This window comes from Azospirillum sp. INR13 (assembly GCF_015390205.1).
Lineage (GTDB): Bacteria > Pseudomonadota > Alphaproteobacteria > Azospirillales > Azospirillaceae > Azospirillum.
The window spans coordinates 38159-59139 of the sequence record NZ_VUOI01000027.1 but is presented as its reverse complement, the minus strand read 5'-3'; the positions used below and the strand labels follow the sequence as shown (position 1 = coordinate 59139).

Here is a 20981-nt window from a genome sequence, read left to right as displayed (position 1 = left end):
GCTGCTGACCGGCGCGCGTAAGGAGATCCTGCAGCCGCTCCTCCGAACCGGGGCGAGGTCCTCGTACAGCGCTGAGCCTCCGGCGCCGGCCGCGGCGGCGCCCAGCGCCACCACCTTGATGACGCGGATGTGCCGCCCCTGGGCGAAGGTCAGCACGTCGCCCGGCTTCACCGACGCATGCGCCTTGGTCACCACCGCCCCCGACAGCCGCACGCCCCCGTCGTTGCACAGCTTGGCGGCAAGGCTGCGCGTCTTGAAGAAGCGCGCATACCAAAGCCACTTGTCGATCCGCAGCCGGCCGGGGGTGGAGTCGTCGGTGTCGGTCATTGAGCGCCCCCCAAAGATCCCCTCTCCCCCCCGGGGAGAGGGTTAGGGTGAGGGGACGCGCGGCGAGGATTTTCACCAATCGCGCGGGCTCCGCTCCCTTACCGAATCCACGCAATGCATCCCCCTCACCCCGACCCTCTCCCCGGGGGGGAGAGGGGGAAAAGTCGCTGATCGGCTGTGCGTTCATTCCACTCCCCACACTTATTCACATCCCCGACAGCTGTCGCAGCTTGGCGAACGGGTGGTCCTCGTTCGTCGGCTTCTCGCGCCGCTGCCTGTTGGTCTGCTGCTGGCGGGAGGGCCGCTTCCGCTTCCAGGTCACCGCTCCGTCCTCGCCTTCCACGCGCACATAGCCGAGCCCGGTCAGCACCGCGCCCAACTCCTCCGCCGAGAGCCCGACGCGCTGGCCGAGCGCCACTTCGCGGATCGGCGCGTTCGCCTTGGACGCCGTCAGCAGTTCCGTCTCCAGCCGGTCGAGCATGTCGACGCGCAACGCCCGGCCGCCGGCCAGCGGTAGCCGATGGCTTCCCAGAAGGCGGGCGGCGCGCCGCCGTCCTTCACCGGCGGGGCCTCCACCGACACGCGGCCGGGCGGCGGGATCGGCACCGGCAAGGGATGGCCCTTCGACACCGCCCACAGCAGCCCGCGCAGGCTCACCGCCGCCGGCTTGGCGAGCGCCGTCAGATAGAGGTGCGACACGCCCAGCCGGACGCCCAGTTTGGACAGCGCCTTGCGGTCCTCGCGCTCCAGCCGCTCGACCATGTCAGCGACGGGCGCGCGCGGCAGCACGCCCAGCCCTTCCACCAGTTGGAAAGCCACCCCGCGGCCGGGGCCTGACAAACCCTCCGCGACGGACAGGCCGAACAGCGGTTTCAGCCGGGCGGCGATGTGATCCTTCAGCCAACGGTCCAGCCGCGCCCGCACCCGCTCGCGCTGGGCCTGGTCCAGCATGCCCTCGTCGAACGGCACCACCAGCGGCGCCAACACCGACGGCCCGGCGGCCAGCCGCGCCACCGGCAGATCGTCGGCGCTCAGCACCCCGTCCGGCCCAAGGGTGAAGACGTCGTCGGGCTCGGCCTCGAAGGCACGCAGTCGCTTGGCCAATTCGTCGCGCAGTGCCCGGCGCGCTGCGGTCAGCAGCGACTTCGCCTCGTCGGAGCGGTCGGGCGCGTCGGGCACGAAGCGGAAGCCCTCCAGCCGACCCACCACATGCCCTTCCACCACCACCTCGCCGTCGGCCCGCACGCCGCCCAGCAGCGAGCGGCCGTCCTTCAGCGTGCGGGCCAGCGTGGCGGAGCGGCGGTCGATGAAGCGCTGGGTCAGCCGTTCATGCAGGGCGTCGGAAAGCCGGTCCTCGATGGCGCGGGTGCGTTCCTGCCAGTACAGCGGGTCCTTCAGCCATGTCGGCCGGTTGGAGATGTAGGTCCAGGTGCGGATATGGGCGATGCGGGCGACCAGCGCGTCGATATCGCCCTCGGTCCGGTCGAGCCGGGCGATCTGCTTCGCCACCCAATCGTCGTCCAGCCGGCGCATGGCCCCTCGCAGGCTGCGGAAGACCTGGGCCAGCAGCTTGGTGTGGGCATCCGACAGCACCTTGCGGAAGTCGGGGACCTGACAGACCTCCCACAGCAGCTTGACCGCATCGCGGCCGCGCGCAAGGTCCATGATGTCGGGATCGCGCACCAGCGCCTGCAGGGCCAGATGGTCGTCGGCCTCGCGCACGCGGCTCAATTCCGGGATCGGCGCCCGTTCCTCCAGCGATTTCAGCAGGAAGCCCGGCGTGTCGAAACGCAGCTCGCTGTTGCGCCAGGACAGCGTCTTGACCGTCTCGAACTCATGGTTCTCGACGCGGGTGACCAGATCGGCGTCCAGTTCCCCCACCTCGTCGGTGGTGCCGAAGGTGCCGTCGCGCATGTGGCGGCCGGCGCGGCCGGCGATCTGCGCCACCTCGGCAGGCCTGAGCCGACGCGGGGCGAAGCCGTCGAACTTGACGATGCGGGCGAAGGCGACATGGTCGACGTCCATGTTCAGCCCCATGCCGATGGCGTCGGTCGCCACCAGATAATCGACCTCGCCCGCCTGATAGAGTCCCACCTGCGCGTTGCGGGTGCGCGGGCTGAGCGCGCCCAGCACCACGGCGGTGCCGCCGCGCTGGCGCCGGATCATCTCGGCGATGGCATAGACGTCGGTGGCGGAAAAGGCGACGACGGCCGAGCGCGGCGGCAGGCGCGTCAGCTTCTTGTAGCCGGCATAGGTCAACTGGGAGAAGCGCGGCCGGCTGATGAACTCCGCCTTCGGCACCAGCCGGCGGATCATCGGCTGCATCGAATCGGAGCCCAGCACCATCGTCTCGACCATGCCGCGGGCGTTCAGCAGCCGGTCGGTGAAGATGTGGCCGCGCTCGGGATCGGCGCAGAGCTGGATTTCGTCCACCGCCAGGAAATCGACCGCGCGGTCCAGCGGCATCGATTCGACGGTGCAGACCCAATAGGACGGGTTGGGGGGCAGGATCTTCTCCTCCCCCGTCACCAGCGCGACGGCGTTCTTTCCCTTGATCGAGACGATGCGGTCGTAATTCTCCCGCGCCAGCAAGCGCAGGGGAAAGCCGATCATTCCGGACCGGTGACCGAGCATGCGCTCGATCGCCAGATAGGTCTTGCCGGTGTTGGTCGGCCCCAGCACGGCGACCACACGGCCCCCCCGCCCGAGACCGCCGCCCGCCGAAGCGTGAGAGGACGTCATGGTGTTAAGCTTTGGGGTGCGGAAGCCCGCAATGCAAGCGGCGGCTTGTCTTTATCGCCATCCGCTATGCCGCAAGGAATCCCTTCTTCCCCAAACGACAAGGGCCGCCGAATGGGGGTTCGGCGGCCCTTAGTCTCACGGCGGCTGCGTTGGGGGGCTTGGGATCGCCGCCGGGAGCTTGTCGTTATCCTGTTACGTCAGTTCTTGGGCTGCTCCTGCGGAGCTTTTCCCGGACCGTTGCCCGGGCCATTTCCCGGACCCATGCCGCCCGGACCCATACCACCGGGCCCCATGCCATGATGGCCGCCCATATGCTTACCCATGTGACCACCCATGCCACCCGGACCCCGGTTCAGCATGCGGTCGGCCTGCTTCTGCTGGTCGGGCGTCAGCTGGGCATAGAGGTCGGCCAGGGCCGGGCGGACGGTCTGGACCTGCTGCAGGTGGGCCTGCATCATCTGCTCGGCACGTTCCAGGCGCTGCGGCAGGGCCGCCGGACGCGGAGCATCCTTGAACTTCACGCACAGGTCCTGCGTCGGCTTCAGGCTGGAGCGGGCGGCGTCGGCGAACTTGGTCCAGGCGGCGCGCTGCTGCTCGGTGATGTTCAGCTTCTTCTCCGCATAGGCCAGCTTGCCGGCCAGACGGGCCTCCTGGTCCTCGCACATGCGGGCGAAGTGGCGGTCGGGTCCACCGGCGCCGGGACCCATGCCGGGGCCGGGACCACCCGGCTGCGGGCCACCCTGGGCAAAGACCGGAACGGCCACGCCGAGACCGGCGACCAGCAGGGCGGACGTCAGAAGGGCGCGTTTCATGGTGACGACTCCTCAGTGTTTGGACCGTGGATCACGGTGCTGACTAAACCCGGATGGAGGGGGCTTATTCCGTTGGGACCTTGCCGGCTGCATCGCCGCCGCTGTCCCGATGACCAGACAATGGGCGCCGAACGTTGCGGTCGAATGTCCGCAAACCCGCCATTTGGTAACAGAGTGTAACCGCCGGCCGTCCCGTAACCCGGCGTTACACATTTCCCCTTCACGCCCGCCGCGCCTCGCCCGATCATGAGTGCCATGGACCGCACGCCCCACCTCCTCGTCGTCGACGACGACCGCGAAATCCGCTCTCTCGTCGCCCAGTTCCTGACCAAGCACGGCTTCCGGGTCACCGGGGTGCGGGACGGGGCGGAGATGATGCGCACGCTCGACGGCGCCCGCGTCGACCTGATCGTGCTGGACCTGATGCTGCCGGGGGAGGACGGGCTGTCGCTCTGCCGCCGCCTGCGCGCGACGCCGCAGACGGCGCAGACCCCCGTCATCATGCTGACCGCCATGGGGGAGGAGACCGACCGCATCGTCGGGCTGGAGATGGGCGCCGACGATTATCTGGCGAAGCCGTTCAGCCCGCGCGAGCTGCTGGCCCGCATCAAGGCGGTGCTGCGCCGCGTCTCCGCCCCGCCGGTGGCAGGCGCCCCGGCGGCGGCCGGCACGGTGCTGCGCTTCGAAGGCTGGTCGCTCGACCTCACCAAGCGGGAGCTGCGGTCGCCCGACGGCGTGCTGGTCCAGCTGTCGGCCGGCGAATACGACCTGCTGGTCGCCTTCGTGGAGCATCCGCAGCGGGTGTTGACCCGCGACCAGCTTCTGGATCTGGCGCGCGGCCGCTCGGCTGTGCCCTTCGACCGCTCCGTCGACGTGCAGGTCAGCCGGCTGCGCCGCAAGATCGAACCCGACCCGGCAGAACCGACCCTGATCAAGACGGTGCGCGGCGGCGGCTATCTCTTCACCCCATCGGTGACCAGCGGCAGCGCGGCGTCATGACGGCCCGGCAGGACGACATCGCCGGAAAGCCGGAGGCGCCGCATCGCCCATCGGTCCGCCGCCGCGCCTTCCGCCGCCTGGGCCTCCGCTTTCCCGACAGCCTCGCCGCGCGCATCGCGCTGACGGTGGTGCTGGCGCTGCTGCTGACCCAGGCGATCAGCGCGCTGGTCTATCTGACCGACCGCAGCGAAGGACCGCCGATCCATGGGCCGAACGTGCTGGTCCAGCGCATCACCGCCATCGTCCAGCTGGTGGAAAGCACTCCGCCGCCGGGCCGCGAGAGGGTGGTGCGCGCCATCGACGATCCGGTCCTGCGTGTGGAATGGCGCGCCGACCGCCCGCCCCCGCTGCCGGCGGAGAGCTATTCCAGCGGCCGGTTCGACGGGCTGAAGCGCCGGCTGCGCGAGTCGCTGGACACGCCCGACCGCAACATCCTGGTCGAGGTCCAGCGCCCGCCTCGTGACGGGGGCCGTGACGACGACCACCATCACCCGCCCTTCATGGGAGGCGACGACAACCGGCGCTGGGGACCGCATGTCCGGCTGTCTGTGCGGCTCGGCGACGGGTCCTGGCTGAGCTTCACCGGCGGCGATCCGCTGGCCGGCCCCTTCGGCATCGTCCGCTTCCTGTTCTGGATGGGAGCGGTGGTGGCGGTCATCCTGCTGGTCTCGCTGCTGGCCGCCCGCCGGGTGACGGCACCGCTCGCCGGATTCGCCGCCGCCGCCGAACGGCTCAGTGTCGACGGCGAGGCCCAGCCCCTGCCCGAGGAAGGCCCGCGCGAGCTGCGCGCCGCCACCCGCGCCTTCAACCGGATGCAGGCTCGGCTCGCCCGCTTCGTCGCCGACCGCACCCAGATGCTGGCGGCGATCAGCCACGACCTGCGCACGCCGATCACCCGCCTGCGCCTGCGCGCCGAGCTGGTCGACGACCCGGAAATGCAGCGGCGGATGCTGGCCGACCTGGACGAGATGGAGGCGATGATCTCCGCCACGCTGGCCTTCGCCCGCGACGATGCCCAGCGCGAGCCGCGCGTCCGCTTCGACCTTGCCGACCTGCTGCAGAGCCTGTGCGACGACCGCGTCGATGCCGGCCACCGCGCCGTCTATGACGGCCCCGCCCATGTGGTGGCGGAAGGCCGGCCGGTGGCGCTGCGCCGGGCCTTCGCCAACCTGATGGACAACGCGATCAAGTATGGCGGCGGTTTCGCCGTGCGATTGGAGGACGGGCCGGGCATCGACGGGCAGGCTTCCGGCGGGCAGGCGCGCATCCACATCGACGATGACGGTCCCGGCATCCCTGAGGCGGAGTTCGAGAAGGTCTTCGCCCCCTTCTACCGGCTGGAACGCTCGCGCTCGCGCGATACCGGCGGCGTCGGGCTGGGCCTGTCCACCGCCCGCAGCATCATCCGCGGCCATGGCGGCGACGTGACCCTGTCCAACCGCAAAGGCGGCGGTGGGAGCGGGGGCGGTTTGCGCGCGACGGTGACCCTGCCGCTGTAAATTTTCGGGCGTTGCTTTTACACGTCATCCCCGCGAAGGCGGGGATCCAGGAGACTCCGCAATCAAGCGGCTGAAACGGATGGATTCCCGCCTTCGCGGGAATGACGGCCGAGCGGAGTGCAGCACGTGTTCTGCGCGTTGAGATCCGAGCCCCCACCCCAAGGCGGGCAAGGGACTCACATCACATAGAAGCGTGCCTTGACCGTCACCCTTCCGCCCCGCGCAGGACGGTGCGGTTGCGGCCGCTGCGCTTGGCGAAGTAGAGCGCCTCGTCGGCCTGGGTCATCAGGTCGTTGACCGAGTCGGTGTCCTGAACCAGGCACATGCCGATGCTGACGGTGAAGGCGAAGCTGGCCCCGGTCCCGGTTTCCACCATGAGGTCGGCGGTGGAGCGGCGGATCGCCTCGACCCGCGCAAGCGCCGTCTCCAGGTCGCCGGCGGGCAGGCACAGGCAGAACTCCTCCCCGCCCAGCCGGCCGAGGAAGCCGCCGTCCGGCACCTGGGCAGCGCAATGGTCGGCGAAGCGCTTCAGCGCGAGGTCGCCGTTGGTGTGGCCGTGGGTATCGTTGATCGTCTTGAAATGGTCGATGTCGAACATGGCGACCGCCAGCGCGGTCCCGTCCTCCTTCGCGGCGCGATAGGACTGCTCCAGCCGCTCCATGAAGTAGCGGCGGTTCAGGACGCCGGTCAGGTAATCCGTGTGCAGCATCTCCACCATCACCCGGTGCATGCGGGTGATGCGCTCGCCGGCCCGCACGCGGGCGCGCAGCATCGACAGGTCGATGGGCTTGGCCAGGAATTCGTCGGCGCCGGAATCGAAGGCTTCGATCCATCGGGCGGTTTCGGTGTCGCCGGTCATCAGGATGGTGAAGGTGCGGTGCTGGTCGTCCTCCGCCCGGACGTGCCAGCACAGCTCCAGCCCGGTCATCACCGGCATTTCCAGATCGGTGATCAGGATGTGGATGTCGTGGCTGCGGTAGACCGACAGCGCCTGCGCCCCATCCTCGGCAAGCAGCACCCGGTAGCCGTTGCCTTCCAGATCCGCACGAATCAGTTCGCGGAAGTATTCGGAATCATCGGCGACAAGAATATTTGTTTCCACCGCAACACCACGCCGTCCGCAAAGATTCCGTGCAGGCGGACCTTAGCAAACTTCGCGTGGCGATGGGATAGCAGCGTGGCGACACGTCGCGGTTGCTTGGCAGACCGAACGATCTTCAGCTTTCGAGCATCCGGCGCAGCAGCTCCACATCCTCGGCGAAGGACGGGTCGGTGGCGCGCAGCTCGTCCACCTTCTTGACCGCGTGCATGACCGTGGTGTGGTCGCGGCCGCCGAACTTGCGGCCGATCTCCGGCAAGGAGCGGGCGGTCAGCTGCTTGGCCAGATACATGGCGATCTGGCGCGGGCGGGCCACCGCGCGGGCGCGGCGGGCGGAATGCATGTCGGCGACGCGGATGTTGTAATGCTCCGCCACCCGCTTCTGGATCTCGTCGATGGTGACGCGGCGGTCGTTGGCGCGCAGCAGGTCGTGCAGCACCTCCTGCGTCGTCTCCAGCGAGATGGAGCGGCCGACCAGATCGGCATGGGCGACGATGCGGTTCAGCGCCCCTTCCAGCTCGCGGGACGTTGGACGTGATCTTGTGGGCCAGGAATTCCAGCACCTTCAGCGGGATGGAGGCCTGGAGCGCATCGGCCTTGGCCTGGAGAATGCCCAGCCGCAATTCGTAGGTGGTCGGGTGGATGTCGGCGACCAGCCCCCAGCCGAGGCGGGAGCGCAGCCGCTCCTCCATGCCTTCCAGGTCGGACGGGCTCTTGTCGGCGGAGATGATGACCTGCCGGTTCTGGTCGACCAGCGCGTTGAAGGTGTGGAAGAACTCCTCCTGCGTGCTGTCCTTGCCGCTGATGAACTGAACGTCGTCGATCATCAGCACGTCGACCGAGCGGAACTGCTGCTTGAAGGCCATCGTGTCCTTGAAGCGCAACGCCCGGATGAACTGGTACATGAACTTCTCGGCCGACAGGTACAGCACCTTGCGGTTCGGGTCGTTCTTGCGGATCTGCCAGGCCAGCGCGTGCATCAGGTGGGTCTTGCCCAAGCCCACCCCGCCATAGAGGAACAGCGGGTTGAAGGTCACGGTGGTGGCGTCGGCAACGCGCCGGGCGGCGGCATGGGCCAGCTCGTTCGGCTTGCCGACGACGAAATTCTCGAAGGTGAAGCGCGGGTCCAGGGCGGCGGACAGGTCGGACCGATCCTCCAGAATCGCCGGGACGGCGTTCGGCGACTCGTCCGACGCCCCGCCATAGGAAGCCGAGGTGTAGACGGTCGACGGTGCCGAATCCGCGGAGAAGCCGCCATCGGCCGGACGCGGGGGCGGTGCCGGACGGGGCGCCGGGCGCGACTCGGCGAAACGGGAGTCCTGGGTACGGGAGTCCTGGGTACGGGGTGCCGGAGCGGGGCGGTCGTCGCCGATGTCGTCGTTGTCGGCGACCAGCGCCGCAGGCGGGTTGGTGGACGCGACGATGACGTCGATCGACTGCACTTCCGGATTCTCGCCGGACCAGAGGGCGCGGATGCGGTCGGCATAGTGGGTCAGCACCCAGTCGCGCATGAAGCGCGTGGGCACGACGATGCACACCTCGCCGCCGACAAGGCTGGCGACGGACAGCGGCTGAAGCCAGCTCCGGTAGGCGATCTCGCCCACCTCTTCCTTCAGGCGTCCGCGAATGCGCGCCCACTGCTGATCCAACGACACGCCGACCGACATGCTCCCTTACTCCCGCTCCTTCCCCCCGGCCAGCCCCCACCGCCGAGGCGGCGCGGGATCGACCCCGCGGCCGGAACCGCCGTTCACCGGTGCCGAACACACCGATGGTGTGCCCGCCGACTGGTGCCCCGGCCGCCCGCCTGGTCCCGCCCGTATGTGTACAGGCAGGGTTGACCCCGAACGGAACATTATACCCAAAACGCACACGCATGAGTCGACGGGATTGTAAATCCCGCCCCAAGCGCGACAGCTTGTAAGTAAAAGAAGATCGTGCGATCGACCGGGACTCAACAAGCCCTGATCCGGCGTAAGACCTTCAGTATTTCACTTCTGTGTTCGGCAGGACACAGAGTGTTGCATCACCCTATTTCGCCCCGCCGAATTGGAGCAAAAGTCTAACCATACCAACAAAATCTGGCAATGGGACAGATGGCGAACGGCCTAAAAAGATAAAACCCATCGCTCCGACCACAAGGCCGATCTCGAATCTCATAAGCGCGCCTAACAACAATCTAAGACGATTGTCGAGTACCCATACATTTACTTTAAACGCAAAAAGCCGCGCCCCGAGTCACGGGCGCGGCTTTTTGAAACCAGCGGATGAAAGCTCTATCAGAGAGCCTTGATCGCAGCCGACAGACGCGACAGCTTGCGCGACACGGTGTTTCTTGTGCAGCACGCCCTTGGACACGCCGCGCATCATCTCCGGCTGAGCGGACTTGAACGCCTCGGCGGCAGCGGACTTGTCGCCGCTCTGGATCGCGCCCTCGACCTTCTTCACGAAGGAACGGATGCGGCTGATGCGGGCACGGTTGACTTCCGTGCGACGCTCGGTCTGACGAATGCGCTTTTCAGCGGACTTATGATTGGCCATGGAAACCCTACTCCGAACGACACGGCTGTCGTGATGCGAGCGCGCCTTATACGCGGCAGCGCACCTCGAGTCAAGGCGTGGACGCCCGATGATTTTGACTAATCGTACGCGGACGACATCTTGATGGGATCTGGTCCATCCCCCGCAATATGCAGGGGATGGCCCGGACGGCAGAGTCAACGCAGGTGCAGCGACTCAGCGGTTCTTCCAACCGGCCTGGCGCTTCTCGGCGAAGGCGGCCATGCCTTCCTTCTGGTCTTCGGTGGCGAAGGTCGAATGGAACAGGCGGCGCTCGAAACGGATGCCCTCGGCCAGGGTCGACTCATAGGCGACGTTGACAGCCTCCTTGGCCATGGCGATGACCGGCTGCGACAGCGAGGCGATCTTGGTGGCGACCTTCACCGCCTCCTCCACCAGCTCGGCGGCCGGGACGATGCGGGAGACGAGGCCGCAGCGCTCGGCCTCGGCGGCATCGATCATGCGGCCGGTCAGGACCATCTCCATCGCCTTGGACTTGCCGACGAAGCGGGTCAGGCGCTGGGTGCCGCCGGCGCCGGGAATGGTGCCGATGGTGACCTCCGGCTGGCCGAACTTGGCGGTGTCGGCCGCCAGGATGAAGTCGGCCATCATCGCCAGTTCGCAGCCGCCGCCGAGAGCGAAGCCGGCCACCGCGGCGATGGTCGGCTTGCGGCACTTGGCCAGCCGCTCCCACTTCGCGGTGATGAAGTTGGAATTGTAGACATCCATATATGAGAAGCCGGCCATCTCCTTGATGTCGGCGCCGGCGGCGAAGGCGCGCTCCGACCCGGTGACGACGATGGCGCCGATGGCGCCATCGGCTTCGAAATCGTCGAGCGCCTGGCCCAGCTCGGTCACCAGCTGGTCGCACAGCGCGTTCAGCGCCTTCGGACGGTTGAGCGTGATCAGGCCGACCGGGCCGCGGGTCTCGACGAGGATGGTTTTCATACGACATGGCTGCAGCACTCTCCCGATGGGGCGAGCCCGGTTGCTTCCGGGACTCGTGGTTGTGTAGGGGTGTCGAACGAGAATTCGCGCGAGTATGGCGGGTGTTCCCGCCTTCAGCGCGGCGTCAAAGTGAAGCGGACGGCGGTCGCGCCCCGGGGTTTGGCCTGCTGAGGGAATTCCAGCCGCAGTTCCTCGCCCTCGCGGACGAAGACCCGGTCGGATGCCCGGCGCCAGCCCAGTTGCGGCAGGGTCTGGTCGTAGAAGGCCAGCACCGCCTGGCGCGGCACCTCCCCCGCCAGCACGGCCTGGACGATCCGCCCGCCCGGCTTGTCGAAGACCAGCGGCTCCGATTCGGCGGTCGCCAGCCCGGGCATCACCGGAACGTCGGTGAAGCCAGGGACGAACGGCCCGGAGTCGGCAGCGACCAGTTGGGCGGCGAATGCCGGAGGAATGGGAATAAGGAAGCTCCCCAGGCCCGCGACCGCGGGGCCGGCAAGGAGGAAAGCGGCGGACGCCGCCCGGAGCATGGCCGGTAGAGCCGTCATGCCCCAGCTATATCACCGTTGGCGCGCCGCACAAAAGAAAGTCGAGCGGCCTGACTGTACAATCCGCTGAACGCCCCCCGTCCGGGAGCGGTCGCAGTCGCAATCGGGGCAGCCCTCCCCCTCCCGGTCGTAGACGGCGAACTGGTGCTGGAAATAGCCCAGCTCCCCCGAGGCCTGCCGGTAGTCGCGCAAGGAGGAGCCGCCGGCGGCGATGGCTCGCTCCAGCACCTCGCGCACCGCAAGGGCGAGGCGGTCGACCTCCTCGGGCATCAGGCTGGCAGCGCTGCGCGTGGGCAGGATGCCGGACTGGTACAGCGCCTCCGACACATAGATGTTGCCGAGACCGGCGACGACGCTCTGGTCCAGCAGCGCGGCCTTGACCGGCGTCATCTTGCCGGCCAGACGGCGGGCGAGCTCGGGGCCGGAGAATTCGTTGCCCAGCGGCTCCGGTCCCAGGTTGCGCAGCATCGGATGGTCGCCCAGCGCGTCCGCCACCGTCAGATCCATCAGGCCGAAGCGGCGGGCGTCGTTGAAGGTGACAACGGTGCCGGCGTCGGTCTCGAACACCACATGGTCGTGCTTGTCGAAGGAATCGGGGCGTTCCGGCGCGATGATCATGCGGCCGGACATGCCGAGATGGGCGATCAGCACGCCGCCGTCATCCAGATGCATCAGGATGTATTTGGCCCGCCGCCGCACCGACTCGACGCGCCGGCCGGTCAGCCGCTCGCAGAAGCGCGGCGGAAAGGGGGTGCGCAGGTTCGGCCGCCGCTGCTCCACACGGACCAGCCGCCGGCCTTCGAGATGCGGGGCGAGGCCCCGGCACACCGTCTCGACTTCGGGAAGTTCAGGCATCGGCAGAGTGTGGGGTGGGTGGGACGGAAGTTAAAGCCCAAGGAGGCAAGGAGAGCGTCACCGATATTCCTTGAACCGCTCCGTCGCCTGGATCAGCGCGGCGCGGATGCCGGGTTCCATGGCGGAGTGGCCGGCGTCGGGGACGATGCGGTAGTCGGCTTCGGGCCAGGCGCGGTGCAGCGCGTCGGCGGAGATCACCGGACAGACGATGTCGTAGCGGCCCTGGACGATCACCCCCGGCAGATGGCGGATGCGGGACACGTCGCGCAGCAGCTTGTCTTCCGGCGTGAAGCGGTTGGAGCGGAAGTAATGCGCCTCGATCCGCGCCAGCCCCAGGGCGTGGCGATCCTCGCCGCTGGCCGCGATCAGGTCGGGCGACGGCAGCAGGGACGAGCAGCTGCCCTCATAGATGCTCCACACCCGCGCCGCGGCCATGCGCACCATCGGATCGGCCGAGTCGAGCCGCTTCCAATAGGCCTCCAGCAGGTCGCCGCGCTCGTCCTCCGGGATGTGGCCGGCGAAGGCGGCCCAGGCTTCCGGGAACAGGACGCGCATGGAATAGAGGAACCAGTCGATCTCGCTCTTCCGCATCAGGAAGATGCCGCGCAGGATCAGGCCCAGGCAGCGCTCCGGATGGGTTTCGGCATAGGCCAGCGCCAGCGTCGAGCCCCAGGAGCCGCCGAACAGGTGCCAACGCTCGATCCCCAGATGCCGGCGCAGCGTCTCGATGTCCTCGACCAGCCGTTCGGTGGTGTTCTCCCGCGTTTCGCCGAGCGGCGTGGAGCGGCCGGCCCCGCGCTGGTCCATCACGACGATGCGGTAATGGGCGGGGTCGAAGAAGCGGCGGTGGGTGGGCGAGGCCCCGGCCCCCGGCCCGCCATGCAGGAACATCACCGGCACGCCGCGCGGGTTGCCCGCCTGCTCCCAATAGACCGTATGGATCCCGTCGACGGCGAGCGTGCCGGTCTGGAACGGGTCGATGGGCGGATAGAAGTCGCTGCGGGGCATGGCCATGCATCCAGTGGTGCGGGCCACAAGTGTAGAGGAGCCACCGGGGCTCGCGCCAGAGCGACGAAGTCGTGAAACGACAAAGGCCGCCCGGAGGCGGCCTTGCGTGTCGATCATTTTATGGAGGATGGCGCGCCCGAAGAGATTCGAACTCCTGACCCTCAGATTCGTAGTCTGATGCTCTATCCAGCTGAGCTACGGGCGCCTTATCCACCAAACGTCTCGCCGTCGAAGTGTCCCCCGGCGTCGAGGCGCGCAACCTACTCAAATCCGTCATCGAAGGCAAGAGCTTTTCACGACGAAAAACGCGAAGCTTTCTTGCGGATTATGACGGCGTTCCAGACGACAAAGGCCACCGCGGAGGTGGCCTGTCTTGTCGAACGGAAAGGATGGCGCGCCCGAAGAGATTCGAACTCCTGACCCTCAGATTCGTAGTCTGATGCTCTATCCAGCTGAGCTACGGGCGCCTTGTCCACCGTCTGTCCCGGCGTCGGCGGCAGGCGTCGGCGTCGAGGCGCGCAACATACTCAAACACCCCATGCCCCGCAAGCGCTTTTTTCACGAATTTTCGCCCGCCTTCCAACGCCCCTGCGACGCCCCTGCGACGGTCGGTCCAGTGCGTACGAATCACCCCCGATTGCCGGGCGACGGCGGCTGGGTTATACAGTCCCCTTGCTGTTTTTGGAGAGTCAGTACCGTGGCCGAAGCCCCCTTCAACAAGCATTTCCCGGTGTCCTGGGAAGAGCTCCACCGCAACGCCAAGGCGCTGGCCTGGCGCCTGATCGACCGTGGCCCGTGGAAGGGCATCATCGCGATCACGCGCGGCGGCATGGTTCCTGCGGCGATCATCGCGCGCGAGCTCGAGATCCGCATGATCGACACCGTCTGCGTCTCCAGCTACGACCACCAGCAGCAGCGCAACGCGACGGTGCTGAAGGGTGTCGAGGGCGCCAATGCCGGCGACGGCGAGGGCTGGCTGATCATCGACGACCTGGTCGACACCGGCAAGACGGCGGAAGTCGTGCGCAAGATGCTGCCGAAGGCGCATTTCGCCACCGTCTACGCCAAGCCGGCCGGCCGGCCGCTGGTCGACACCTTCATCACCGAAGTCAGCCAGGACACCTGGATCCACTTCCCCTGGGACATCGAGCTGCAGTTCTCGCAGCCGATCGCCAAGCTGCGCAACAGCTGACGGCCAGCCACCGGCACGGTTCCCCGCGGCATGCGGGGGCCATGCCGGTGCGCCGGTCCACGCGTTCCGCGCTCATTACATAAAATTTACCGTTTGCGTCCTAAATGACGCGCGGCGGAGCGTCTGCGCCCGCCAGCGCCTTACCAACATCGCGTGGCGGCCCGCGCATGACCGACGACTCGACCGGCGATATACGCCCGGATGAACTGCACCAGGAAGAGCTGCGGCAGAAGATCGACGCGCTGGTGGCACGGCTGCCGGCAAGCCTCGTCTACAGCCTGCTGAGCGAGATCGAGGGCATGGACAGCGAGCCGACCGACCGGGTCCAGCTCGTCCGCCAATATGTCATCGAATATCTGAACCGCCAGCGCACCAACCGCGCCCGGCGCCTGTTCACCAACCTGTTCGAAGCCTTCCTGATCGACGACGACGTGCTGTACCACGCCGGTCTGTCCATCCCCGGCATGCTGCAGCGGGTCGATGTCGGTGCCCTGTGGGAGGCGCTGAGCCGCGACGCCTTCCCGCTGTTGGCGGTGGAGGCGCAGGAGACGCTGGACGAGATGGCGCGCGGCGACGTGATCGACCGCATCCTGCGCTCACCCGTCGCCATGGTGATGAAGGAGCGGATGCGCGTCGCCGCGGTGAAGCATCTGGACGCCGTGCTGGCGAACAAGAAGGCAACGGACGAATTGCTGGCCGGACTGTCGCGCAACCGGCCGCGCCGCACCCGCCTGATGTCGGGATTCCTGGAAAAGACGCCGGCCATCGACATCGGCACGCTGCGGCTGATGCATCTGGTTCTGGCCAATGCCGAAGGACCGGTGAAGCCTGTCGCCGAGCGGCTGGAGGAGTTTCCGGCCTCCTGCGGCAGCGAGGCGGAGGCGAACCGGTTGGCCGACCTGCTGCAGGACGCGACGGAGCAGCTGCGCGACCGTTGCGGCGACGATCCGGCGAACCTGCTGCCGCTGTCGGTCCTGACGGTGAAGCGCAATTATCCGGTCGCGGCGCTCTACATCCGGCAGAGCGGCGTCGATCCCGGCCCGCGGCGACGCCATGACCGCGGCGCTGACCGGCCATTTCGTCGGCGTCACCCGCGCGCTGACCGCGGCGCTGACCGTCATCCTCAAGCTGAACGACCGGGTTCCCGGCTCCGCCATCCGGCCCAGCGCCAAGGAGAAGGCGCGGCTGGAGGCACTGGTGCAGCGTCTGGACCAGCTGGTCCACGCCGCCATTTCCGCCGGGCTGATGGAGGATCGGCGCAGCGAGCCGGCTTTCCGCAATGCCTGGACCCAGGCGGCCAAGATCATCGGAGCGCGGGTGGCCGCGGTGGCGATGGAACGCTCCGCCCAGGCCGCCGCCGCCCGGCGCCAGCCGGTCATCGACCATGGCGACGTGGTGTGGCTCGCCCGGCTGCTGTGGCGCTGGCAGGCGATGTCGCGCGACTTCGGGTTCGAGACCTACGATCTGGTGAAATGGCGCGAAAACCTGCTGGAGGAGCTGCGCGCCAACGTCGAGAAGGCGATGAAGTTCGAGGATGCCGACCCGCTCGACGAACGGATGGAGCATCTCCTGCGGATCAACGCCATCGCCGGCGTGTTCGGCCAGCGCGTCAGCGCCTGGATCCCCACATTCAGCCACAACATGACCCGCCTGCTGTCGCACCGGCTGGAACGCGGCGGGGAGTTGGGCGCGGAAGAGCAGGCGATCATCGACGACCTCGTCGCCACGGCGCGCACCGAGGTGGGCAAGTCGCGCTATTGGAAAAGCAACGAGCTGATGGACCTGATCGAGCTGTCGGAACGGACGCGGCCGGTGGGGTGAGATGTTGCCGCTCCTTGCGGCGTTACCCCCTCACATCACCCCCGACGACCGATGCCGCGGGTCGAGCCAGTCGCGCAGGCCATCCCCCAGCATCGTCAACCCCATCACGCAGAGCGCAATGGCGACACCGGGAAACACCGCCTGCAATGGCGCGGTGAACAGGTAGGTCTGGGCGTCGCCCAGCATCTTGCCCCAGCTGGGGCTGGGCGGCTGGATGCCGAGACCGAGATAGCTCAGCGCCGCCTCGTTGACGATGGCGACGGCAAACAGGACCGTGGCCTGGACCACGATGATCCCGGCGATGTTGGGCAGCACATGCACCAGCGTCACCGACAGCGGTCCCCGCCCCAGCGCCAGCGCCGCACCCACGAAGGGCCGCGGCCACACCGCCAGCGCCGCGCCGCGGGTGACGCGGGCCAGCACCGCGGCGTTGAACAGGGCCAGCGCCACCACGACGTTGATGGCTCCGGCGCCCAGTGCCGCCGTCAGCAGGATCGCCGTCAGTACGGCGGGAAAGGCGAAGACCAGATCGCCCAGCCGCGCCACCACCTCGTCCCCCCAGCGCCCCAACCCGGCGGCCAGCAACCCGAGCGGCACCCCGCCCAGCAGCCCCAGCCCGACCGCCGCCGCCCCCACCGCCAGCGAGTTGCGGGCGCCGACCATGATCATCGACAGCACGTCGCGCCCGAAATGGTCGGTGCCCAGCCAATGGGCAGCGCTCGGCGGCTTCAGCCGGGCGATCACGCGCACCTGCTCCGCCGGGTAGGGCGTCCACAGCAGAGACAGCAGCGCCATGGCGACAAGCAGCAGGGTCAGGACGGCGCCGAGATGGAGGGAGAGGGGAAGCTGCCGCCTCACGACGACACCCCTTTCGGCCGCGGGTCGGCCAGCGCACAGGCGATGTCGACGAGCGCGCTCACCACCACCACGAACAGCGCCAGCAGCACGACCACGCCCTGCACGACGATCAGGTCGCGCTGGCCGATGGCCTGATAGAGCAGCCGGCCCAGCCCCGGCAGGGTGAAGACATTCTCCACCACCACCGCGCCGGCCAAGAGGAATGAAATCTGCAGCCCCAGCACCGTCGCCACCGGAATCAGCGCGTTGGGCAGGGCATGGCGCAGCAGGACGGCGGTGCGGCCCACCCCCTTGGCGCGGGCGGTGCGGACATGGTCCTCGCCCAGCGTGTCGAGCACGGCGGTGCGGGTGACGCGGGCGAGGATCGCAGCCTCCGGCACCGCCAGCGCCAAGGCCGGCAGCACCAGCGCATGCAGCGCCGGACCGATGCCGCCGCCCCACCCCGGAAATCCGCCGGCCGGGAACCAGTGCAGGGTCAGCGAGAACAGCAGGATCAGCAGGATGGCAATCCAGAAGCTGGGCATCGACACGCCCAGTTGAGCGAAGCCCAGCACCGCCCCAGTCCCCGCCCCTGCCCCGCCGCGCCGCGGCATAGAGGCCGAGCGGCAGGGCCAGCACCGTGCTGATCGCCAGTGACAATAGGGCCAGCGGCAGGGTCACCGTCAGCCGTTCCGCCACCAGCTCCGCCACCGGGCGGGCATAGGTCAGGCTGACGCCGAGATCGCCGCGCGCCAGCCCGGCGGCCCAGTCGAGGTAGCGGGTAAGGATCGGCCGGTCGAGACCCATCTGGCTGCGCAACGCCGCCAGCGTGTCGGGCTGGGCATTGACGCCCAGCATCAACAGCGCCGGGTCGCCGGGAACCAGCTGCAGCACGGTGAAGACCACGATGGTGGCCAGCCAGACGGTGACGATCAGGCTGACCAGCCGTCGCAGCAGGAAAGCGAGCACGCGGGGGCTATCCTTACTTGCTCGACGCTATTTCCAGGCGGCGTTGGTGACGTCGTTGGCCTGGACCGGGCGGTTGACCCACATGCCGGTCAGGCCGGCCTTCTGCACCGTCACCGACGGCAGCATGAAGAGGAAGCCGTTGACCGCATCCTCCGCCAGAATCTTCTGCTGCTCGCCGTAGAGCGCGTTGCGCTTGGCCGGATCCTGGCTGCGGTTCAGCTCCTCGTTCAGGGCGTTGAAGCGCTCGCTCTTGTAGTTGAAGTAGTAGTCGGGCCGGGCGTAGATGTCGATGTCCAGCGGCTCGGTATGGGCGATCATGGTCAGGTCGTAATCCTTGCCCTTGAACGTCTTTTCCAGCCAGGCCGCCCATTCCACCGGCTCGATCTTCGCGCGGATGCCGACCTCGGCCAGCATGGCGGCGACCAGCTCGCCGCCGCGGCGTGTATAGGGCGGCGGCGGCAGGCGCAGGGTGGTGTCGAAGCCGTTCGGGTAGCCGGCCTCGGCCAGCAGCGCCTTAGCCTTGGCCGGGTCGTAGGGATACATGCCGGTCAGGTCGACATAGCCCTCGCGGTGCGGCGGGAAATGGCTGCCGATCGCGGCGCCGTTGCCGTACAGCACGCCTTCGATCAGCGTCTTGCGGTCGATGGCATGGGCCATGGCGCGGCGGACGCGGACATCGTCGAAGGGCTTGCGCGCGTTGTTGGTGGACAGGACCGTCTCGCCCTCCGTCGAGCCGACCGTCACCGTGAATTTCGGGTCGTTGCGGAACTCCGGCAGCGCCTCGTAGGTGCTGAACAGGGTGAAGGCGTCGATGTCGCCGGCCTTCAGCGCCGCCACCTGGGCAGCGGGGTCGCTGACGAAGCGGAAGGTCACGCGGTCGAGCTTGGGCTTCACCCCGTCATAGTCGGGGTTGCGGACCAGCACGACGCGGTCGCCGGCGACCCAGCGGTCGAACTTGAAGGGGCCGGTGCCGACGGGCTTCTGCTTGTTGGTCGGCGCCGATTCCGGGGCGACGATGGCGGCGTCTCCGCTCGCCATGTGGAACAGGAACAGGCCGTCGGGGCGCGACAGGGTGACGACCACCGTCTGCGGGTCCGGCGTCTCCACCTGGGCGATCGGGGCGAAATAGGACTTCTGCGCGTTCACCGAGTCCCCGGCGCGGGCACGGTCCAGGGTGAACTTCACGTCGGCGGAATCGGCGGCGGTGCCGTCGTGGAACTTGGCATTCGGGCGCAGAGCGAAGCGGTAGGTCAGCCCGTCTTCCGAGACGGTCCAGCGCTCCGCCAGGCCGGGAACCAGCTTGCCCTCGCCATCGACGCGCAGCAACGGTTCGAACAGGTTGGCGTAGGTGACTTCCTTGATGGCGCCCGCCGCCCCGGCGGTCGGATCGAGGTGCGGCGGCTCCAGCGCCATGCCGACGACGAGGTCGGTGCGCGGCTGGGCCAGGGCCGCTTGGGACGCGGCGGCCAGCGCCAGTCCGGCGATGGCGGCCAGGGTAAAGCGCTGCTTGGCGGTCGACATGATGGCAAACTCCCCCGTCTCGTCGCTGCCGACGTTTTCGTTGCCGCGATGATGCGGTGCGGCGCGGGAGAGCGCAAGCGGAGGCCCACCCGCTTTCCGTTAGGCCCGCGGATGGGGCGCCTTAGGATCAGGCCGCGCCGGGCACGCCCTTGGACGTGGAATATTCAAAATGCAGCGCCTCGCCCGGGTAGACCAGCGGGCGGATGGAATGGGCGGCCTGGGCCGCCTCGGCGAAGCCGCAGAGGATCAGCTTCAGCTTGCCCGGATATGTGGCGATGTCGCCGATGGCGAAGACGCCCGGCACATTGGTGGCGCAACCGGGCTGGGCAACCGCGATGTGGCTGCGCTCCAGGTCCAGGCCCCAGTCGGCGATGGGGCCGAGATTCATCGACAGGCCGAAGAAGGCGAGCATCGCATCGGCCGGCAGCGCCTTTTCCTCGCCGTCCAGCGTGGCGACGCGCACGGCGGTCAGCTGACCGTTCTCGCCTTCCAGGCCGGAGAGCTGGTAGGGCACCACCATCTCGATCCGTCCCTCGCGCACCAGCGCCTCCATGCGGGCGACGCTTTCCGGCGCGGCGCGGAACTTCGGCCGACGGTGGACGACATAGACGCGCTCGGCGATGTCCGCCAGAGAGATGGCCCAGTCGACGGCGCTGTCGCCGCCGCCGGCGATCACCACCTTCTTGCCGGCGAAGTCCTGGCGGCGGCGAACCATGTAGAAGACCGACTTGCCCTCATAGGCCTCCAGCCCGTCGAGCGGCGGGCGGTTGGGGCCGAAGGCACCGCTGCCGGCGGCGATGATCACCGCCTGGGTGTCGATCTTCGTGCCGATGCTGGTCTCCACCAGCCAACGCCCGCTGTCCTGGCGGGTCAGCTTTTCCACCTGCTGGCCCAAGTGATAGGTGGGCGCGAAGGGAGCGGCCTGTTCCGCCAGCCGGTCGATCAGGTCGGCCGCCTCGATGGAGGGGTGGGCGGGGATGTCGTAGATCGGCTTTTCCGGGTAGAGCGCCGTGCACTGGCCGCCGACCATGTCCAGCGCGTCCACCACATGGCAGCGCATCTTCAGCATGCCGCATTCGAACACGGCGAACAGGCCGACGGGGCCGGCGCCGACGATGACGACATCGGTGGTGAGGACGTCGTGACTGGATGCGGTCTGCGACATGAAAGCCAATTCCTTGGAACGGGGTGCCGGGTGGAGGATGCCGGGTGAAGGATGCCGGGTGAAGGATGAAGGTGCGCGAATGG

At 68.2% G+C, this 20981-nt stretch carries 19 protein-coding genes, 2 tRNA genes and 3 pseudogenes; 4 read left to right on the top strand and 20 right to left on the bottom strand.

What is annotated here, in order from left to right:
• The 4 genes from F1643_RS17410 to F1643_RS17400 all read right to left on the bottom strand — a co-directional run.
• Positions 1 to 327, bottom strand: a 327-nt coding sequence (locus tag F1643_RS17410; RefSeq protein WP_194914497.1) for an RNA-binding S4 domain-containing protein, incomplete at its 3' end; no start/stop codon positions are given.
• 205 nt (positions 328 to 532) lie between these two features.
• On the bottom strand, positions 533 to 820 hold the full coding sequence (locus F1643_RS23690) for a hypothetical protein (protein WP_255542948.1): 288 nt from the start codon (positions 818 to 820) through the stop codon (positions 533 to 535).
• The gene (locus F1643_RS17405; RefSeq protein ID WP_255542947.1) at positions 778 to 3069 is read right to left on the bottom strand and encodes a helicase-related protein; all 2292 of its coding nucleotides are present in this window, start codon (positions 3067 to 3069) and stop codon (positions 778 to 780) included. The genes F1643_RS23690 and F1643_RS17405 overlap by 43 nt, the downstream gene beginning before the upstream one ends.
• A 197-nt stretch (positions 3070 to 3266) precedes the next feature.
• On the bottom strand, positions 3267 to 3881 hold the full coding sequence (locus tag F1643_RS17400; protein WP_194914495.1) for a Spy/CpxP family protein refolding chaperone: 615 nt from the start codon (positions 3879 to 3881) through the stop codon (positions 3267 to 3269).
• 255 nt (positions 3882 to 4136) lie between these two features.
• On the opposite strand from F1643_RS17400, the gene F1643_RS17395 reads away from it, so the two are divergent.
• Together F1643_RS17395 and F1643_RS17390 are read left to right on the top strand one after the other, a co-directional pair.
• Positions 4137 to 4880, top strand: coding sequence for a response regulator (locus F1643_RS17395; protein ID WP_194914493.1), 744 nt, complete (start codon positions 4137 to 4139; stop codon positions 4878 to 4880).
• Positions 4877 to 6379 carry an ATP-binding protein gene (locus F1643_RS17390; RefSeq protein ID WP_194914491.1) on the top strand — a complete coding sequence of 501 codons (1503 nt, stop codon included), beginning with the start codon at positions 4877 to 4879 and terminating at the stop codon, positions 6377 to 6379. The genes F1643_RS17395 and F1643_RS17390 overlap by 4 nt, the downstream gene beginning before the upstream one ends.
• A 205-nt stretch (positions 6380 to 6584) precedes the next feature.
• Here the strand turns inward: F1643_RS17390 and F1643_RS17385 are convergent, their stop codons facing one another.
• The 9 genes and pseudogenes from F1643_RS17385 to F1643_RS17345 form a co-directional block, all read right to left on the bottom strand.
• On the bottom strand, positions 6585 to 7481 hold the full coding sequence (locus tag F1643_RS17385) for a diguanylate cyclase (RefSeq protein WP_194914489.1): 897 nt from the start codon (positions 7479 to 7481) through the stop codon (positions 6585 to 6587).
• A gap of 115 nt (positions 7482 to 7596) precedes the next feature.
• Positions 7597 to 9145: pseudogene (dnaA, locus tag F1643_RS17380) on the bottom strand (chromosomal replication initiator protein DnaA).
• 612 nt (positions 9146 to 9757) lie between these two features.
• Positions 9758 to 10019 (bottom strand): annotated as a pseudogene (gene rpsT, locus F1643_RS17375) (30S ribosomal protein S20).
• A gap of 195 nt (positions 10020 to 10214) precedes the next feature.
• The gene (locus tag F1643_RS17370; protein ID WP_194914488.1) at positions 10215 to 10985 is read right to left on the bottom strand and encodes an enoyl-CoA hydratase; all 771 of its coding nucleotides are present in this window, start codon (positions 10983 to 10985) and stop codon (positions 10215 to 10217) included.
• A gap of 113 nt (positions 10986 to 11098) precedes the next feature.
• On the bottom strand, positions 11099 to 11359 hold the full coding sequence (locus F1643_RS23685; protein ID WP_255542945.1) for a hypothetical protein: 261 nt from the start codon (positions 11357 to 11359) through the stop codon (positions 11099 to 11101).
• Between the two features lie 183 nt (positions 11360 to 11542).
• Complete coding sequence (gene mutM, locus F1643_RS17360) at positions 11543 to 12385, bottom strand: bifunctional DNA-formamidopyrimidine glycosylase/DNA-(apurinic or apyrimidinic site) lyase (RefSeq protein ID WP_194914486.1); 843 nt, start codon at positions 12383 to 12385, stop codon at positions 11543 to 11545.
• Between the two features lie 57 nt (positions 12386 to 12442).
• Complete coding sequence (gene pip, locus F1643_RS17355; RefSeq protein ID WP_194914483.1) at positions 12443 to 13393, bottom strand: prolyl aminopeptidase; 951 nt, start codon at positions 13391 to 13393, stop codon at positions 12443 to 12445.
• Between the two features lie 128 nt (positions 13394 to 13521).
• Positions 13522 to 13598 (bottom strand) — tRNA-Arg (locus F1643_RS17350).
• 185 nt (positions 13599 to 13783) lie between these two features.
• Positions 13784 to 13860 (bottom strand) — tRNA-Arg (locus F1643_RS17345).
• Positions 13861 to 14090: 230 nt separating this feature from the next.
• On the opposite strand from F1643_RS17345, the gene gpt reads away from it, so the two are divergent.
• Positions 14091 to 14585: a xanthine phosphoribosyltransferase gene (gpt, locus tag F1643_RS17340; protein WP_063636029.1), complete on the top strand. Its 495-nt coding sequence runs from the start codon at positions 14091 to 14093 to the stop codon at positions 14583 to 14585.
• Between the two features lie 140 nt (positions 14586 to 14725).
• Here gpt and F1643_RS23680 read toward each other — a convergent pair whose 3' ends face one another.
• A complete protein-coding gene (locus tag F1643_RS23680) occupies positions 14726 to 15028 on the bottom strand; it encodes a hypothetical protein (RefSeq protein ID WP_255542943.1) in 303 nt (100 codons plus the stop codon).
• 153 nt (positions 15029 to 15181) lie between these two features.
• Positions 15182 to 15640 carry a hypothetical protein gene (locus tag F1643_RS23675; RefSeq protein ID WP_255542942.1) on the bottom strand — a complete coding sequence of 153 codons (459 nt, stop codon included), beginning with the start codon at positions 15638 to 15640 and terminating at the stop codon, positions 15182 to 15184.
• On the opposite strand from F1643_RS23675, the gene F1643_RS23670 reads away from it, so the two are divergent.
• On the top strand, positions 15639 to 16406 hold the full coding sequence (locus tag F1643_RS23670) for a hypothetical protein (protein WP_255542941.1): 768 nt from the start codon (positions 15639 to 15641) through the stop codon (positions 16404 to 16406). The two genes, F1643_RS23675 and F1643_RS23670, sit on opposite strands and share 2 nt — an antisense overlap.
• A gap of 30 nt (positions 16407 to 16436) precedes the next feature.
• Here F1643_RS23670 and F1643_RS17330 read toward each other — a convergent pair whose 3' ends face one another.
• From F1643_RS17330 to F1643_RS17315, 5 genes and pseudogenes are all read right to left on the bottom strand, one after another.
• The gene (locus F1643_RS17330) at positions 16437 to 17264 is read right to left on the bottom strand and encodes an ABC transporter permease (protein WP_194914481.1); all 828 of its coding nucleotides are present in this window, start codon (positions 17262 to 17264) and stop codon (positions 16437 to 16439) included.
• A complete protein-coding gene (locus tag F1643_RS23665; protein WP_370540667.1) occupies positions 17261 to 17818 on the bottom strand; it encodes an ABC transporter permease in 558 nt (185 codons plus the stop codon). The genes F1643_RS17330 and F1643_RS23665 overlap by 4 nt, the downstream gene beginning before the upstream one ends.
• Positions 17819 to 18044: 226 nt before the next feature.
• Positions 18045 to 18149: pseudogene (locus F1643_RS23660) on the bottom strand (ABC transporter permease); the annotation flags it as partial.
• Positions 18150 to 18239: 90 nt separating this feature from the next.
• Positions 18240 to 19733: an ABC transporter substrate-binding protein gene (locus tag F1643_RS17320; protein ID WP_194914479.1), complete on the bottom strand. Its 1494-nt coding sequence runs from the start codon at positions 19731 to 19733 to the stop codon at positions 18240 to 18242.
• A 127-nt stretch (positions 19734 to 19860) separates the two neighbouring features.
• Positions 19861 to 20898 (bottom strand): NAD(P)/FAD-dependent oxidoreductase, encoded by a 1038-nt coding sequence (locus F1643_RS17315; protein ID WP_194914478.1) that lies wholly within the window; start codon positions 20896 to 20898, stop codon positions 19861 to 19863.
• Positions 20899 to 20981: the final 83 nt, after the last annotated feature.

Coding starts and splice junctions, on each gene's coding strand:
- F1643_RS17395 (WP_194914493.1), top strand. CDS start 4,137: ATGGACCGCACGCCCCACCTCCTCGTCGTCGACGACGACCGCGAAATC.
- pip (WP_194914483.1), bottom strand. CDS start 13,393: ATGCCCCGCAGCGACTTCTATCCGCCCATCGACCCGTTCCAGACCGGC.
- F1643_RS17320 (WP_194914479.1), bottom strand. CDS start 19,733: ATGTCGACCGCCAAGCAGCGCTTTACCCTGGCCGCCATCGCCGGACTG.
- mutM (WP_194914486.1), bottom strand. CDS start 12,385: ATGCCTGAACTTCCCGAAGTCGAGACGGTGTGCCGGGGCCTCGCCCCG.
- F1643_RS23675 (WP_255542942.1), bottom strand. CDS start 15,640: ATGGCGTCGCCGCGGGCCGGGATCGACGCCGCTCTGCCGGATGTAGAG.
- F1643_RS17405 (WP_255542947.1), bottom strand. CDS start 3,069: ATGACGTCCTCTCACGCTTCGGCGGGCGGCGGTCTCGGGCGGGGGGGC.
- F1643_RS17315 (WP_194914478.1), bottom strand. CDS start 20,898: ATGTCGCAGACCGCATCCAGTCACGACGTCCTCACCACCGATGTCGTC.
- F1643_RS23685 (WP_255542945.1), bottom strand. CDS start 11,359: ATGCCCGGGCTGGCGACCGCCGAATCGGAGCCGCTGGTCTTCGACAAG.
- F1643_RS23670 (WP_255542941.1), top strand. CDS start 15,639: ATGACCGCGGCGCTGACCGGCCATTTCGTCGGCGTCACCCGCGCGCTG.
- F1643_RS17400 (WP_194914495.1), bottom strand. CDS start 3,881: ATGAAACGCGCCCTTCTGACGTCCGCCCTGCTGGTCGCCGGTCTCGGC.
- F1643_RS17370 (WP_194914488.1), bottom strand. CDS start 10,985: ATGAAAACCATCCTCGTCGAGACCCGCGGCCCGGTCGGCCTGATCACG.
- F1643_RS17390 (WP_194914491.1), top strand. CDS start 4,877: ATGACGGCCCGGCAGGACGACATCGCCGGAAAGCCGGAGGCGCCGCAT.